Origin of the sequence: Nesterenkonia sp. F, assembly GCF_000220985.1 — a bacterium.
GTDB lineage: Bacteria > Actinomycetota > Actinomycetes > Actinomycetales > Micrococcaceae > Nesterenkonia.
The window spans coordinates 24,962-38,778 of record NZ_AFRW01000103.1; the positions used below are offsets into that span (position 1 = coordinate 24,962).

At 72.7% G+C, this 13,817-nt stretch carries 12 protein-coding genes and 1 tRNA gene; 4 read left to right on the forward strand and 9 right to left on the reverse strand.

Going from position 1 to position 13,817, the window contains the following annotated elements:
• Positions 1-35 precede the first annotated feature (35 nt).
• The gene (locus GU5_RS0108820) at positions 36-485 is read right to left on the reverse strand and encodes a DUF2231 domain-containing protein (RefSeq protein ID WP_010525221.1); all 450 of its coding nucleotides are present in this window, start codon (positions 483-485) and stop codon (positions 36-38) included.
• Between the two features lie 241 nt (positions 486-726).
• Between GU5_RS0108820 and GU5_RS0108825 the strand changes: the two genes are divergently transcribed.
• Both GU5_RS0108825 and GU5_RS17630 read left to right on the forward strand, forming a co-directional pair.
• Positions 727-800 (forward strand) — tRNA-Met (locus GU5_RS0108825).
• 235 nt (positions 801-1,035) lie between these two features.
• Complete coding sequence (locus GU5_RS17630; RefSeq protein WP_083830435.1) at positions 1,036-1,704, forward strand: NINE protein; 669 nt, start codon at positions 1,036-1,038, stop codon at positions 1,702-1,704.
• Between the two features lie 42 nt (positions 1,705-1,746).
• On the opposite strand, the gene GU5_RS0108835 is transcribed toward GU5_RS17630, so the two are convergent.
• The 5 genes from GU5_RS0108835 to GU5_RS0108855 form a co-directional block, all read right to left on the reverse strand.
• Positions 1,747-3,171 carry a hypothetical protein gene (locus GU5_RS0108835; protein ID WP_010525223.1) on the reverse strand — a complete coding sequence of 475 codons (1,425 nt, stop codon included), beginning with the start codon at positions 3,169-3,171 and terminating at the stop codon, positions 1,747-1,749.
• 158 nt (positions 3,172-3,329) lie between these two features.
• Positions 3,330-3,914 carry a pyridoxal 5'-phosphate synthase glutaminase subunit PdxT gene (gene pdxT / locus GU5_RS0108840; protein ID WP_010525224.1) on the reverse strand — a complete coding sequence of 195 codons (585 nt, stop codon included), beginning with the start codon at positions 3,912-3,914 and terminating at the stop codon, positions 3,330-3,332.
• On the reverse strand, positions 3,911-4,816 hold the full coding sequence (pdxS, locus tag GU5_RS0108845) for a pyridoxal 5'-phosphate synthase lyase subunit PdxS (protein ID WP_010525225.1): 906 nt from the start codon (positions 4,814-4,816) through the stop codon (positions 3,911-3,913). The genes pdxT and pdxS overlap by 4 nt, the downstream gene beginning before the upstream one ends.
• Before the next feature lie 181 nt (positions 4,817-4,997).
• Positions 4,998-5,816, reverse strand: a complete 819-nt coding sequence (locus GU5_RS0108850) for a PspA/IM30 family protein (protein WP_029514157.1) — start codon at positions 5,814-5,816, stop codon at positions 4,998-5,000.
• Positions 5,817-5,931: 115 nt separating this feature from the next.
• Complete coding sequence (locus GU5_RS0108855; protein WP_139084395.1) at positions 5,932-7,476, reverse strand: hypothetical protein; 1,545 nt, start codon at positions 7,474-7,476, stop codon at positions 5,932-5,934.
• 397 nt (positions 7,477-7,873) lie between these two features.
• On the opposite strand from GU5_RS0108855, the gene GU5_RS0108860 reads away from it, so the two are divergent.
• Together GU5_RS0108860 and GU5_RS0108865 are read left to right on the forward strand one after the other, a co-directional pair.
• A complete protein-coding gene (locus GU5_RS0108860) occupies positions 7,874-9,586 on the forward strand; it encodes a trypsin-like peptidase domain-containing protein (protein ID WP_010525228.1) in 1,713 nt (570 codons plus the stop codon).
• A 7-nt stretch (positions 9,587-9,593) separates the two neighbouring features.
• A complete protein-coding gene (locus tag GU5_RS0108865; RefSeq protein ID WP_010525229.1) occupies positions 9,594-10,403 on the forward strand; it encodes a PIG-L deacetylase family protein in 810 nt (269 codons plus the stop codon).
• 33 nt (positions 10,404-10,436) lie between these two features.
• Here GU5_RS0108865 and GU5_RS0108870 read toward each other — a convergent pair whose 3' ends face one another.
• The 3 genes from GU5_RS0108870 to GU5_RS0108880 all read right to left on the reverse strand — a co-directional run bounded on the left by GU5_RS0108870 (position 10,437) and on the right by GU5_RS0108880 (position 13,802).
• Positions 10,437-12,152: an anti-sigma factor domain-containing protein gene (locus tag GU5_RS0108870; protein WP_010525230.1), complete on the reverse strand. Its 1,716-nt coding sequence runs from the start codon at positions 12,150-12,152 to the stop codon at positions 10,437-10,439.
• A gap of 62 nt (positions 12,153-12,214) precedes the next feature.
• A complete protein-coding gene (locus GU5_RS0108875; RefSeq protein ID WP_010525231.1) occupies positions 12,215-12,751 on the reverse strand; it encodes a TrmH family RNA methyltransferase in 537 nt (178 codons plus the stop codon).
• Between the two features lie 46 nt (positions 12,752-12,797).
• Positions 12,798-13,802, reverse strand: a complete 1,005-nt coding sequence (locus GU5_RS0108880) for a J domain-containing protein (protein WP_010525232.1) — start codon at positions 13,800-13,802, stop codon at positions 12,798-12,800.
• Positions 13,803-13,817 lie beyond the last annotated feature (15 nt).

Consider the following 13,817-nt stretch of genomic DNA (forward strand, 5'->3'; position numbering starts at 1 on the left):
ACCACTCAGCGCGGGGTGGGGCCGGGAGGCTCGGCTCAGAGCATGTTCTGGATGCTTCCCCAGACCGCCTCGGCGCCGGTGTGGCCGGAGATGAGCGTCAGGCTGACGGCGGCCAGCGCTGCCAGCACCGTCAGCGCGCCGAGGACTCGGACTGCGGGGGAGCCGCGTCGCCGACGGCCGCCGCGGCGCTGGGTCAGGTGCCAGACGACGGCCAGCACGGCGAAGACCGCGCTGGCGATCAGCGTCGGGGTCCCCCAGGGCTCATGGTCGGCAGGCACGCCGACCGTCTCCGCCAGCTCGCGCCCGCTGCGCTCGGCGACCAGCGCGGAGATCGCGCCGACGACGGCGAGGACGGCGCCGACCGGGGCGCAGCTCCGACGCAGCGGCGGCACGAGCACGGCGAGCAGCACCAGCACAGCGGACAGCGGCACCAGGATGACCACGGCGTGGACGATCAGCGGGTGGAGGGGCAGATCCAGGATCATGGGCTCTCCCTGGGTGGTGGTCGGAGGGGACGCCGGCCGGGGCGGGCCGACCCTGGGAGGGTCGGGTCCGGGCGTCTGCGGGTGGTCGCAGACTACCCGGCGGCCAGTCGGGGTGTCAGGTGGACGGGGCCGATCTGACGTGGTGCGGAGGAGGTCGTCGTGACGTGCTGCAGATCACGCCCGGGGTCGTTCATCTCGATTTTGCGCCGCGCTCATCCATGGGTAGAGTGGAGCATGTCGCCGCGGGGTGGAGCAGTTCGGTAGCTCGCCGGGCTCATAACCCGGAGGTCGCAAGTTCAAATCTTGCCCCCGCAACGAAGAAAGAGGCCCCCGGCCTGGGAGAGATCCCGGGTCGGGGGTCTTCTGCATGTCCGGGACCGGGATCGGCCCGCTGACTCGGCTGCAGCAGGTGCCGGGGCGTAGCAGACCCGTCGCATAGACTCCGAGGGCATTCGCACCGCGCAGTCCGGACGAGAACGCGTTGCCGAGGTTCTCGTCGGGGCCCGCGCCGGCACGATGAACCTGAGAAGCCAGCAACGAGGGGGTCCCCATGTCGACCATCCGGCCTCAGCCTGTCCAGGAGGCCCCTGTGCTGTCCTGGCTGCGCGACCATCCGCAGAACCTCGCCGAGGTGCACCGGTACGCGTCGCAGGGCGTGCACGGTCCCGTCCAGCGGCCCGCCACACTGGTGCAGGAGTCCGAGAACCCCGACGACGCTGACGCCGTGCTGATCGTCGTGGACGGCCGGCCCGTGGGATACGTCGACCGGCACCTGGCCGCGACGTGCGCCCCGGCGCTGCGGTCGCTGCGGGCGCAGGGAGTCGACGTCGAAGTCCCCGTGGTGCTCCACGGTCCTGGTCAGGCGAGCGTCGGCTTTCCGCACCCCGCCTCGCTCGCCGCTGGTCAGCAGGCTCCCTCGGCACCGGTCGCCGGCGGCTCGGCCCCGGTCAACCAGGGCGGGGTCACCGTGGTGAACACCATGTCCGGCCCGGCGGGCGCCGGCTACGCGCCCGGGCCGCCCAAGAGCTTCGCCGCGGCGATCCTGCTGTCGCTCTTCCTGGGGACTCTCGGGGTGGATCGCTTCTACCTCGGTCATGTGGGCCTGGGCGTGGCGAAGCTGCTGCTGAGCTGGATGACGTTCGGCATCTGGCAGCTGATCGACCTCATCGTCATCATCTGCAAGGGCACGCCGGCACTGAGGGCCATCCGCTGGGAGTAGCGGCGCCGGGGTCCGCCGCGGGACGGCCGCCGGCGTCGGGACTCAGTACGTGCTGTGCCCGCTGCGCGAGAGATTGAAGCCCGCCCCGGTGATCTGGTTCCAGCACGACAGCTTCGACCGCAGCGACTGGCAGGCGAAGTACTCGTTCGCCGTCGTCTGCCCATAGATGAGGATCTCCCGGTCGGACTCCTCCACGGGATCCTCGCAGTCGGACGCGGCCGTGGTGCGCAGCGTGCTCTGGTAGGTGGTCAGGTCCGCATCGTCGCAGTCGTCCGGCGCGGCGAAGTCGTGCTCGACGATGCTGCAGCGCAGCCGGTCTCCCATCTCGCAGCGGATGTTGCCGCTGGGCGTGATGAACGAGGTCAGCTCCGCGGTGTCGTCGGCGGGGTAGCCGATCTCGATCCACTCGGTGCCCATGTCCTCGGCCGCCGCGGCGATGCCCGCCGCGGACCCGTCGGTCAGCTGCTGATGCACCTGGGCGCTCTGCAGCGCGCCGCATTCTGCCTGCAGATCCTCCACGGTGCGCTGCACCAGCTCGTCGTCCTCCGCGCTCCAGGAGTCCTCCTCGGCGGCGAGCTCGGCGTAGGCTGTGAAGACGTCGACGTCGTCGGTGACGTCCTCGCAGGAGGAGTTCTGCGGCAGCTCGGACACGGCCGTGCGCAGCTCGTCGAGCGTCGGGCCGGTCGGCGAGGGGCTGGGCTCCTCCGAGGTCGTCGGCTCCGGCGAGGTCGCCGACGACGAGGGCGACTCGCTCGCCGCGGCACCGTCAGGCTCGGCCTGCGGATCGCCGCGGTCGCCGAGCAGCACCATCACCAGCGCGCCGATCGCCACGACCGCGATGACCGGCAGCACGACGGCGAGCAGCACCAGCCCGGCCCGTGAGCGACGACGGCGCGCACGCTCCTGGAGAGTCGTCGTGCTGATCCCCGTGCCGGCCCCGGCGACGAGCGTCGAGGCCTGGAGCGCCGGGGGAGGTCCCTCGGCTCCGTCGCTGCCGTCGTCGCCGTGGTCGGTGTCCGGTCTCGGGGCCGCTGCGCCGGCGGCGGTTCCGGCCGGTGCGGCCGTCTCTGCGTCTGCCTCGGCCGGATCCGGGGTCGAGGGAGTCGGCGTCGCCGAGACCGCGGCGTCGCCGGCGACCGGGCCCGCCGTCGCCGCCTCTGCCGGCTCCGGTGTGCCGCCGGTGCTCTCAGTGCCGTCCCCGCCCGTGCCGTTCGGGCCTGCGGCGCCGTCGTCGCGCTCGGCGTCCTCCGAGGGAGCGGCCTCGGGGTTGAAGCGACGCATCAGCGCCGCGGTGATCGCCGGGTCGTCGAGATCGGCCAGCGCTTCCAGCAGCTCCGGATACGTCGACGGGTTCGCCGCCACGGCGGGGCGGAGCTCGGGGTGCTCCTCCGCGATCCAATGCAGGGTGTCCCAGTCGGTCTCCGGGTCGGAGGCCAGGCGGCGGGCGTCGTCGTAGCTGAAGGTCATGGTTCCTCGGCGCCGGGAGGCAGTCGGGGCTCGGGTCGTCGTGAGAGAGCTTACAGCGCCGAGCGGCGGAGCGGCAGTCTGCCCCCGGTCATGGGGCCGGGGATCCGCAGAGCCGCCCCGCGGGACACGTCGGCCGGACGGACGCGTCCCGCGGGGACTCAGGCGCCGGCGAGCTGGACGAACACCTCGTGCAGGCGGTGGTCCTCGGTCAGCTCCGGGTGGAAGCTGGAGGCCATCATCCGCCCCTGGCGCACTGCCACCGGACGGTCTGCCGCGGAGGCGAGCACTTCGACCTCGCCGCCGGCAGACTCGACGATCGGCGCGCGGATGAACACCGCCGGCAGCGGGGAGTCCAGCCCGACGACGTCGAGGTCGGCGGTGAACGAGTCCAGCTGGCTGCCGTAGCCGTTGCGCCGGGCGACGATGTCCAGGCCGCCGATACGTTCGAAACCTTCCAGCGCCTCGGCGTCGGCGACGTCGTCGGCCATCAGGATCATCCCCGCGCAGGTGCCGAAGAGCGCCATGCCGTCGTCATGGGCGGCACGGATCTGCGGCAGCAGCCCCACCGGGGCGGCCAGCCGGGCCATGGTGGTCGACTCTCCGCCGGGGACGACCAGCCCGTCCAGGCCGGCCAGCTCGGCGGGGCGGCGCACAGTGGTCGCCTCGACGCCGACGGCCTGCAGAGCACGGACGTGCTCGGCGACCGCCCCCTGCAGCGCGAGGACTCCGATCCGCGGGCTCACCAGCCGCGCTCGGACAGCCGGTGCGGCTCCGGCAGGTCCGCGACGTTCAGCCCGACCATCGCCTCGCCGAGTCCGCGGGAGACGTCGGTGATCACCGACGGGTCGTCGTAGTGCGTGGTGGCCTGCACGATGGCCTTCGCCCGGCCCGCCGGGTCGCCGGACTTGAAGATGCCCGAGCCGACGAAGACGCCGTCGGCGCCCATCTGCATCATCATCGCCGCGTCGGCGGGAGTGGCCACGCCGCCGGCGACGAAGGTCACCACCGGCAGGCGGCCGTCCGCGGCGACCTGCTTGACCAGGGCGTGGGGAGCCTGCAGCTCCTTGGCCGCGACGTAGAGCTCGTCCTCGGCCATCGAGGTCAGCCGTGCGATCTCGGCGTTGATGGTGCGCAGGTGCTTGACCGCCTCGGAGACGTCGCCGGTGCCGGCCTCGCCCTTCGAGCGGATCATCGAGGCGCCCTCGGTGATGCGGCGCAGCGCCTCGCCGAGGTTGCTGGCGCCGCAGACGAAGGGCACCGAGAACTTCGACTTGTCGACGTGGTTGACGTAGTCGGCGGGGGAGAGCACCTCGGACTCGTCGATGTAGTCGACCTTGAGGTGCTCCAGCACCTGGGCCTCGACGAAGTGGCCGATGCGGGCCTTGGCCATCACCGGGATGGAGACGGTGTCGATGATGCCCTGGATCAGGTCAGGATCGGACATCCGGGCCAGTCCGCCGGTGGCGCGGATGTCGGCGGGGACGCGCTCCAGGGCCATGACGGCGACGGCGCCGGCCTCCTCGGCGATCTTCGCCTGCTCCGGGGTCACCACGTCCATGATGACGCCGCCCTTGAGCATGTGGGCCAGGCCGGTGTTGACCGTCGTCGCGCCCTGTCCGGGCGACTGGGTGTTCTCAGGGGTCACTGATGGGCTCCTCGATGATGGATGCGGATCACGGATGCGCAGACATCCATTCAAGCAGAGATCCGCGAGGTTTCGGCGTGATGGGGCCGCAGAGCGTCATCCGTCGCCGGGTCGCGACCGGGGCCCGAGCCCGACGGGTGAGCGTGCTCCGGACCGCCGACGACGGGTCGGCGACGCGGTGTCAGCGCTGCTGCTCGGTCTCCAGCGCCGCCAGGTCGTCGGCGAGGTCACTGTCCCCGGACGTGGCGTCGGCGCCGTCGTCCTGACCGGCCCCCAGCGACTTCGTGCCGCCGCCGCCCTTCAGCGCCGCGAGTCGGGCATCGACCTCGGCCTGCTCGCCGAGGTCCTCGAGGTCCTCGAACTGCGCGTCCAGGCTGGAGGCGGCCAGCTCCGACTGGCCGCGGACCTTGGCCTCCTCGCGGCGGATCTTCTCCTCGAAGCGACCCACCTCGGAGGTCGAGTCCATGATGTCGATCGACTTCACGGCGTCATGGACCTGGGACTGCGCCTCTGCGGCGCGGGACCGGGCGACGAGCTCGTCGCGCTTCGAGACCAGCTGCTGGCGCTTGGTCTTCATCTGCTCGAGACCGTTCTTGAGCTTCTCGACGATCTCCCGCTGCGACTGGATGGTCGGCTCGGCGGTCTTCGCCGAGCTCTCCGCGTCCATCTGACGCTGGATGGCGACCTTGGCGAGGTTGTCGAACTTCGCGGCGTCGGCGGTGTCGCCCTCCGTCCGGAGATCATCGGCCTTGCGCGAGGCGGCCAGCGCCTTCTGACCCCAGGAGCGTGCCGTCTCGAGATCCTCCTTGTGATCGTCCTCCATCATCCGCAGATTGCCGATGGTCTGGGCGATGGCCTCCTCGGCCTCGGCGATGTTGTTGGTGAAGTCCCGGACCATCTGGTCCAGCATCTTCTCGGGGTCTTCGGCGTTGTCGAGCATCGCGTTGATGTTCGCGCGGACCAGCTGGGACATCCGGCCGAAGATGGACTGCTTGGACACGGTGATCACCTTTCATGGAGGGGGCGGTGCCAGTCTAGTGAGTCGGTGGCCCGCGGCACAGGGGTGTGAACGGGCCGACGACGGGGGAGCGGGGCGGGGTCGGGCGGGGCCAGGGTCAGAATCGGCGTCGCCGTCCGGCGCGACCGGGAGAGCCGAGGACGCCGCCGAAGCCGCCCGGAGCGCCGTAGTCGCGTCCGCCGCCCATGCCGCCCATGCCGCCCATGCCGCCCATACCGCCGAAGCCGGCCCCGCCGACGAGATTGCCCTCGGCGCGCTCGCGCTCGGCGATCTGCGCGGCCTGCACGGCCAGCTGCTTCGCCTGGGTCGCCGACTGCAGAGCCTTGGCCGGTTCGGTGTTCTCCTGCGCGTGAGCCTCGGCGAGGCACCGCTCGGCCTCGGCCATGCGTGTGCGGGCGGTGCTGCCGACCTGACGGCGGCGCGAGCGGAGGAAGTCCACCGAGGACTGGACCTGGTTGCGGGCGGAGAGCAGCTCGGTCTGCAGCGAGGCGCGGGCCCGGCGGTCCTGCGCCTGGCGGTCGCGGACATCCTCGAGCGGGGCGTCGAGCTCGCGGTGGGCGATCTCGAGGTCGTCGAGCAGCTCCAGAGGGTCGATCGGGTCCCCGCCGTCGAGCGCGGCGCGCACGCGTCCGACCGCCTGCTCGGTCGCGGCGATCGGACCGGCCAGCTCCGGGGCCTGTCCGGCGTCGAGGATCGCCCGGGCCTGGGCGATGTCCTGCTCGGCGTCGGCGACTTCGCCGTCCAGCCCGCGCCGGGCCTCGGCGAGCCGTCCCGAGGTCGTCTCCATCGAATCCAGCAGGTCCGCGGCGTCGGAGGCCTCCTCCTCGCCCTGATGGATGGCCACCACGGCGTCGGAGGCCCGCGACGCCTCCACCGCCTCGCGGGCGCGGGCCAGCGCCGCCTCGGCCTCGTCGAGCTCCTCTCCGGTGCGCCGCAGGTTCGCCACGTACTGGGGGAAGGCCGAGGGGTCGTAGTTCTCCCGCAGCTCGGCCAGCCGCTCCTCGGCCGCGGACCGGCGATCCCGGAGCCGACCCAGCTGCTCGGCCAGCTGGTCCGCGACGGGGCCCGGGTCGCGTTCCAGGCTGCGCAGGTCCTCGAACTCCCGACGGTGCTGCTCGAGGGTCGCGTCGATGCGCCGGCAGTTCTCCACGATCTGTTTCAGCGGGCCGCGCACGGCCGTCTCCCTGGCCTGGTCGAGATCCTCCCGGGAGGGGTCCAGCTCGCGCTCGGCATGGTCGGCCTGCTGCTGCAGACGGAAGGACTCGGTGAGCAGCCGGCGAGCCTCGTCGATGTCCTCGCGGAAGACGGCCACCTGTTCGTCGCCGTAGGACGCCTGGGCGAAGAGCACCTCCTGCTCCGAGGAGCGGACCGCCTCATCCGCACCGACCAGCAGGGACCCCGCGCGGCGGCGCAGCGCATCCAGATCCTCGGCGTCCAGCGGGTCGGTCTGCTGCTGCTCGACCTCGCCGCCGGATCGCCGCGACCGGTTCGCCGCGGAGATCCGGCGCGACTGGGCCCCGCCGCGCGTCAGGTAGAGGGCGCCGACGCCGATGAGCGCCAGCACGGCGGCGCCGATGATCAGCGGACCGACGATCACGGCTCCGACAGGAGGCAGGAGGGACATCGCGGCGGCTGGAATCATGCGGTCAGTCTATGGTCCGCCCCGGAGGGCGTCCATGGAGATCGGCGCCTGTGCAGGAGGCTCGCCGAGATGCGCGAGGGACCGTCGCAGGGGCTCCCGGAGAGAGGGTCGCCGCAGTGTTCGCAGTGTGCCCGCCGGGGTGCTCGTCGGGACCGCTCGTCGCGGCTGCCCGCCTGGGTGTTCGCAGGGGGTGAACGCTCGTCGGGGAATCGTTCAGCACATATTCAGCGGGTTATCGTCGTCATCACAGGGTGCCGACGCACAATGCTGGAGGTGCACCTCGGCAGCGCCGCCGGCGCGACGGCCCGGTTCCGCTCCGCGCACGAGGTGCACCGCCCCTCGAGCAGGGTCGTGGCCCATGCGCCCACGACCGCACCAGACTGAAGGCAGGTACACCATGACGTCCGGTCCGTACGATCCGCATTCCGACGACGACCGCACCGGCCCGTCCCGGCCGCAGGGCGCGGGCGAGCAGCCGCCGCAGGAGCCCGGCCAGGAGCCCGGCGGCCCGGAGCAGACACCGTCGACGCCCTCGCCCCGACCCTCCGAGGAGGCGACGCGCGATCTTCCGGCCGCGTCCGAGCCGACGGGGCCGATCCACCCGCAGCAGGGCCGGGAGCATCCCGGACAGACCGGCGGCCAGGAGCCCGAAGCTCAGCACGGCTCCCCGTACAGCGCCCAGTACGGCTCCGACTACGGGGAGTCCTATGGGGAGTCCTATGCGGCTGCGCCCGGGGCGGCCTACGGCGCGCCCTCCGGTGCCGACTCCGGGGACCCCCGCCCGACGGCCCAGCCGGTCCCGCCCCAGGACCCGTACGGGTACGGGCAGCGGCCGGCGGAGTCGTCGTTCGCGGCCTCGCAGGCCGCCGTCCCGCCCTCCGGCGGTCCTGACGGCCGCGGGTCCCGCCGTCCGGTGACGGTCGGGCTCGGTGCGCTGGCCGCCGGCGTCGTGGTGGCCAGCCTGCTCGGCGGAGGCGTCGGCGCCGGCACCGTCGCCCTGCTCAGCGACCAGCCCACGGTGCAGACCAGCGGCGGCACCGGCGAGGGCGTGACGATCAACAACCCGGAGAGCGCCACCGCGGTCACCGCTGCGGCGGCGAAGGCCTCGCCGTCGGTGACCACGCTGCAGGTCAGCGCCGGCGGGCAGGGAGGCTCCGGCTCGGGGATCATCCTCGACGACGAGGGGCACATCCTGACCAACACCCACGTGGTCACCCTCGGCGGCGCCGCCTCGGACCCGCAGATCAGCGTGCGGCTGAACGACGGCAGCACCCGCTCGGCGCAGGTCGTCGGGACCGATCCGGTCTCGGACCTGGCCGTCATCAAGGTCGACGACCCCTCGGGCCTGCAGCCCGCCGAGCTGGGCTCCTCCGGCGATCTGAACGTCGGCGACCAGGCGGTGGCCATCGGCGCCCCGCTGGGCCTCTCCGGCACGGTCACCGACGGCATCATCTCGGCGAAGGAGCGCACGATCTCGGTGGCCTCCTCCGCCGCGCCCGAGGAGGGCGAGGCCGACGCGCCGGAGCAGCAGGAGCAGCAGGAGGGCGAGGGCTTCGAGTTCTATTTCCCGGACATGGAGGAGCAGGCGCCGCAGAGCCAGATCCACCTGAACGTGCTGCAGACCGACGCGGCGATCAACCACGGCAACTCCGGCGGCGCCCTCGTCGACGACGAGGGCCGGATCATCGGCGTCAACGTCGCCATCGCCTCCGGCGGCGGGGGCAGCACCACCAGCCAGGACTCCGGCAACATCGGCGTCGGCTTCGCCATCCCGGTCGACTACGCCCAGCGCGTGGCCGAGGAGCTCATCGCCGACGGCGAGGTCTCCCACGGGCTGCTCGGCGTGACGGTCGGCCCCTCGCAGGACCCGTCCCAGCAGCAGACCGCGACCGCCGGCGCCACCGTCCAGGAGGTCGCGTCCGACTCGCCGGCCGCGGAGGCCGAGCTGCAGTCCGGCGACGTCATCACCGGCGTCGACGACCGCTCCATCGCGGACAGCACCGATCTGACCGCCACCATCCGGGAGTACTCCGCCGGCAGCGACGTGACCATCACCTACCGGCGCGACGGCGAGGAACAGCAGGCCGACGTGACGCTGGAATCGATGTGATCGCCGCATGAAGCCGCCGTCCCCCTCCGCCGTTCCGGCCCCGTCGGCCGATGAGCTGGTCGACCCCGACCAGCTCATCGAGCGGCTCGGCATCTCCCGCGTGCTGGCCGTGGGCGCCCACCCCGACGACGTCGACTTCGGCGCCGCGGCGACGGTGGCCGCTCTGGCCGAGCGCGGCGTCGAGGTCACCCTGTGCCTGCTCACCGCCGGCGACGCCGGCGGCTTCGACGGCGGACACGCCCCGGTGGAGATGGCTCGGCGCCGGGAGGCCGAGCAGCGCGAGGCCGCCGAGGTGCTGGGGATCTCCGAGGTCGTTCTGCTCGACGAGCGCGACGGCTGGGTCGAACCGAGCGCGGCCCTGGTGGAGAAGCTGGTGCGGGTGATGCGGCGGGCGCGTCCGGACGTGGTCATCTCCCCGCATCCGGAGCGGGCGTGGGACCGGCTGCAGAAGTCGCATCCGGATCACCTGGCCTGCGGGGAGGCGGTGGTCCGTGCCAGCTACCCGGCGGTGGAGAATCCCTTCGCCTTCCCGCATCTGCGCGAGGACGAGGGCCTGGAGGCCTTCCGGATCGCGCATCTGCTGCTGATGGCCGCTCCGCAGGAGCGCATCGACGTGCGGGTGGAGGTCACCGCGCAGCTGCCGACGAAGCTCGCCGCGCTGCGCAAGCACTTCAGCCAGCACCCCGACCCCGGGCAGATGGAGGCTCGGGTGGCCGAGCAGATGCGATCAGCCCATCCGGCGGGGCGATCCGGCGCGCTCGCCGAAGGATTCCACCACGTCGTGGTCAACGGCCCGGACACCTTCGCCGGGTTCTGAGCCGCCGACCGGCCGGTGGAAGGGTCCGCCGGATCACTCGCCGTCGTCGGAGCTGTCGTCGGAGCTGTCCTCGGAGTCGTCCCCGGCCGGCGACTGGGCCGTGTCCGGTCCGCCGTAGCTCGGCCCCGAGCCCCCGTCCTGCAGCGGGATCTCGACGACGACGTCGCCGGCCGGCCGCTCGCGGCCGGTGACCTCCTCGACGGTGACCACCAGGGAGCGGTGCTCGGCGAGGTCGTCGATCTCGATGATCTCCTCGTCGAGCTCCTCAGCAGTGTAGCTGCCCAGCGAAGCCGGCTGCGCCTGGGCATCGGCGGGCATCAGCCAGACCATGTAGGCCGCACCGTCGGGGGTGCCGACGTCGGAGAAGTCCGCGTAGCCGAGGTCCTCGGACTCGGCCAGCACCGCCGTCGCGCTGCCGCCCTGAGCGAGTTCCAGGCCCTCGAGGTGCTCGGCGTCGGGGGCCTCGTCGGCGATCTGCCGGACGTCGCCGCCGGCGATGACCCGCCAGATGAGCACGCCGGCGACGATCACGACCAGCGCGAGGGCGGTGAGGATCATCCACCGTTTCATCACCGGCTCGCGTCGACGCTCCTCCTCGGTCCCCTCGGAGAACTCCTCGACCATGCCCATGCCGACCTCCTGGTCGCCCAGGTCCAGCAGCACCTCCTCGATGAGGTGCGACGGCGGACGCACCGGGTGGACGGTGAACACCTCCGCCAGCGAGCGGCGGGCGGCGAGCACACGAGTGTCCCACTCCTGGGCGACGTCGGACTCGGCGATGAGCGCCGACTCGTCGAGCAGGGCGCGCTGGCGCTCGTCGATGGCGTCCAGCGCATAGACCTCGGCGAGCTCGACCAGTAGCCCCTTCTCCAGGTCGGCGGAGATCTCCCGGGTGAAGTTGCGATTGATCCCGGAGGAGCGCAGCACGTCCCGACGGGTCACGGCCGCCCGCAGGATCGGATCGACCTGCTCCTCGCGGGCGGTGCGCCGGCTGTGCAGCCGGGTCATGCCGTCGCGCAGCCGCGACTTCACCGCCGGGACCGCCGCGCCGACGGCCTCGGCGATCTCCCGGTGTGTGGCGCCGACCAGATAGCTCAGCGCGATGGCCTGGATCTGCGAGTCGGAGAGCGCCGAGAGGTCGTCGACGACCTCCTCCGGCAGTCCGCTGATGCCGCCCTCCTCGGTCACGACCTGCAGCGTGATCGGCGTCGCCTGCCCTTCGCGGAACCGCTCGACCATGATGCGGTGCGCCAGCGGCACCAGCCACTCCAGCACCTGCTCGTACTCGTCGGGCCGGTAGCTGGCCTCGGCGTCGGCGTGCTCGTCGGTCAGCGACTGCGAGGCCGCCGTCTGCAGCCGCAGGTCGCGGGCGCGCTCGCCGGCCTGGTCCCAGAGGTGTCGGTAGATCGCCACCGTCGCGGTGTCCGCACCGTCGGAGTCCTCGTGCATCAGCAGCGCCAGTCCGTGCACGACGTCGGCGGTGGCGTCGTAGAAGGCGGCGAAGGAGGCCTGATCGCCGGCGGCGGTGGCGCCGAGCAAGTCGGCCAGCGTCGGCTCCCGGTCGCCCGCGGCGGAGCCGTGCGGGGGCTCGAGCGGCGGTTCGGGCGTCGGCTCGGTCACCGTCGCGGAGGACGTCGCGGACTCAGCGGCCGCGGACCCCGCGTCCGGGGAGTTCTCGTGGTCGTGGGCCGCGCGGTCGTCGGCGTCGTCCCGGCGGCGGTCGTCAGGACGTGGGGAAGGGGTCTCCATGATTCGCGAGTCTAGCGACCTGCGTCGGCGCCGGCGGGGACCGACGCGGGCCGCGGCGGACCTCAGGCGGCGCCGTCGAAGCCCTGCTGCCGCCAGGCCTCGTAGACGGCGATGGAGACCGAGTTCGCCAGGTTCAGCGAGCGTCGGGAGGGCAGCATCGGGATGCGCACCAGATCGGTGACACGGGCATCGGCCTTGACCTCGTCGTCCAGGCCCGTGGACTCGCGGCCGAAGAGCAGCACGTCGCCGTCGCGGTAGTCGATCGCAGTGTGGCTCGTGGTGCCCTCTCCGGTGAAGGCGAAGAGCCGCTCGGGGCGCAGCCGCTCCAGGGCGGTCTCCAGGTCCGGGTGCACGGTCAGCACCGCCAGATCATGGTAGTCGAGCCCGGCGCGCCTGAGCTTGGCGTCGGCGAAGTCGAAGCCGAGCGGCTCGGCCAGATGCAGCTCGGCGCCGGTCACCGCCGCCAGGCGGATCATGTTGCCGGTATTGCCGGGGATCTCGGGCTGGTCGACCAGCACCCGCAGGCGCGGGCGGTCTGTCGGCGCATCGTGGGAGGTGTCGGGGGCGTCATCCGGAGCAGCGTCGGGGGTGTCGGGCATCTCAGGCACGCCCACGATCCTAGCGATTCGAAGCGGGGAGCGCGCCTCAGCCGGTCACCGGCGACTCCAGCTGGCCGCGCAGCACGGCCAGCAGGTGGCGGTCGACGACGTTCGCCCGGGAGGAGACGGCCAGCTGGCCGGTGATCGCCCGCACCGCCCGTCCGGCGGCCAGCGGAACCCGACCGCCGGGACGCAGGGTCTCGACGACCGGGGAGAGCAGTCCGCCGTCGGGCGAGTGCAGGATCACCTGATGGCCGACGGTCAGCTCCGCGCGGCGGCCGTGCTCGTCGGCCAGCCGGCGGAAGAGCGTCTCCTGCAGCTGGGCGGCCTGCCCGGCGAGGTCCGGCAGAGTGATGGCCCGCCCGGCCGCGCGCAGCGTGGTCCCGTCCCAGGAGGCGGCGGCCGCCGGCACTTCGAGGGAGAAGACGACGACCAGCGCGTCGCCGCAGACCAGCACGTGCTCGGCGCGCTCGCCCTGCTTCGGCGGCCGGGCACGGCCCCTGCGGTCACGCTGGGGCGGCAGCAGATGGACGTCGTTGAACAGTCGCGCCGCCGGCAGCTCCTGCAGAACCTGACGCTCCAGCAGCTCGACGGTGCGCCGACGACGACGCAGCGATCTCCCGCCGCCGAAGAGCCCGCGGGAGGCGAACTCGCCGTGGACCTTCTGGCTGGTCAGCGGCAGCGAGAGCGGCTGCGGGGAGGACAGCTCCGGCTCATAGACCACCGCTCGGTGCGCCGCCCCCGAGGGAGCCGCACGTTCGGCCCCGCGCGCGGCGCCGGCCGCCGTCGGCGCAGTCCAGGACGGGGTGTCGTCGGCCGGCTCGGCGCCGCCGGTCCGTCCGCGTCGCCGGTCGTAGTCCGCCCGGGTCTCGGTCGATCCGAGGATCTCCCACGCCTGCTGGATGCGCTGGAACTGCTCGTCGGTGCCGCCGCGGTCGGGATGGGTCTCGCGGGCACGCCGCCGGTAGGCGGTGCGGATGGCCGCGGCGTCGGCGTCGGGCGCGACGCCGAGCACCGCGTAGAGGTCGGAATCGGGGGAGGGGGAGCTCATCTCCCGTTCACGATA

Excerpts from the sequence above, each read along its gene's own strand:
- GU5_RS0108855 (WP_139084395.1), bottom strand. The coding sequence starts at position 7,476 with ATGATTCCAGCCGCCGCGATGTCCCTCCTGCCTCCTGTCGGAGCCGTG.
- GU5_RS0108870 (WP_010525230.1), bottom strand. The coding sequence starts at position 12,152 with ATGGAGACCCCTTCCCCACGTCCTGACGACCGCCGCCGGGACGACGCC.
- GU5_RS0108865 (WP_010525229.1), top strand. The coding sequence starts at position 9,594 with ATGAAGCCGCCGTCCCCCTCCGCCGTTCCGGCCCCGTCGGCCGATGAG.
- GU5_RS0108820 (WP_010525221.1), bottom strand. The coding sequence starts at position 485 with ATGATCCTGGATCTGCCCCTCCACCCGCTGATCGTCCACGCCGTGGTC.
- GU5_RS17630 (WP_083830435.1), top strand. The coding sequence starts at position 1,036 with ATGTCGACCATCCGGCCTCAGCCTGTCCAGGAGGCCCCTGTGCTGTCC.
- GU5_RS0108875 (WP_010525231.1), bottom strand. The coding sequence starts at position 12,751 with ATGCCCGACACCCCCGACGCTGCTCCGGATGACGCCCCCGACACCTCC.
- GU5_RS0108880 (WP_010525232.1), bottom strand. The coding sequence starts at position 13,802 with ATGAGCTCCCCCTCCCCCGATTCCGACCTCTACGCGGTGCTCGGCGTC.
- GU5_RS0108835 (WP_010525223.1), bottom strand. The coding sequence starts at position 3,171 with ATGACCTTCAGCTACGACGACGCCCGCCGCCTGGCCTCCGACCCGGAG.
- GU5_RS0108860 (WP_010525228.1), top strand. The coding sequence starts at position 7,874 with ATGACGTCCGGTCCGTACGATCCGCATTCCGACGACGACCGCACCGGC.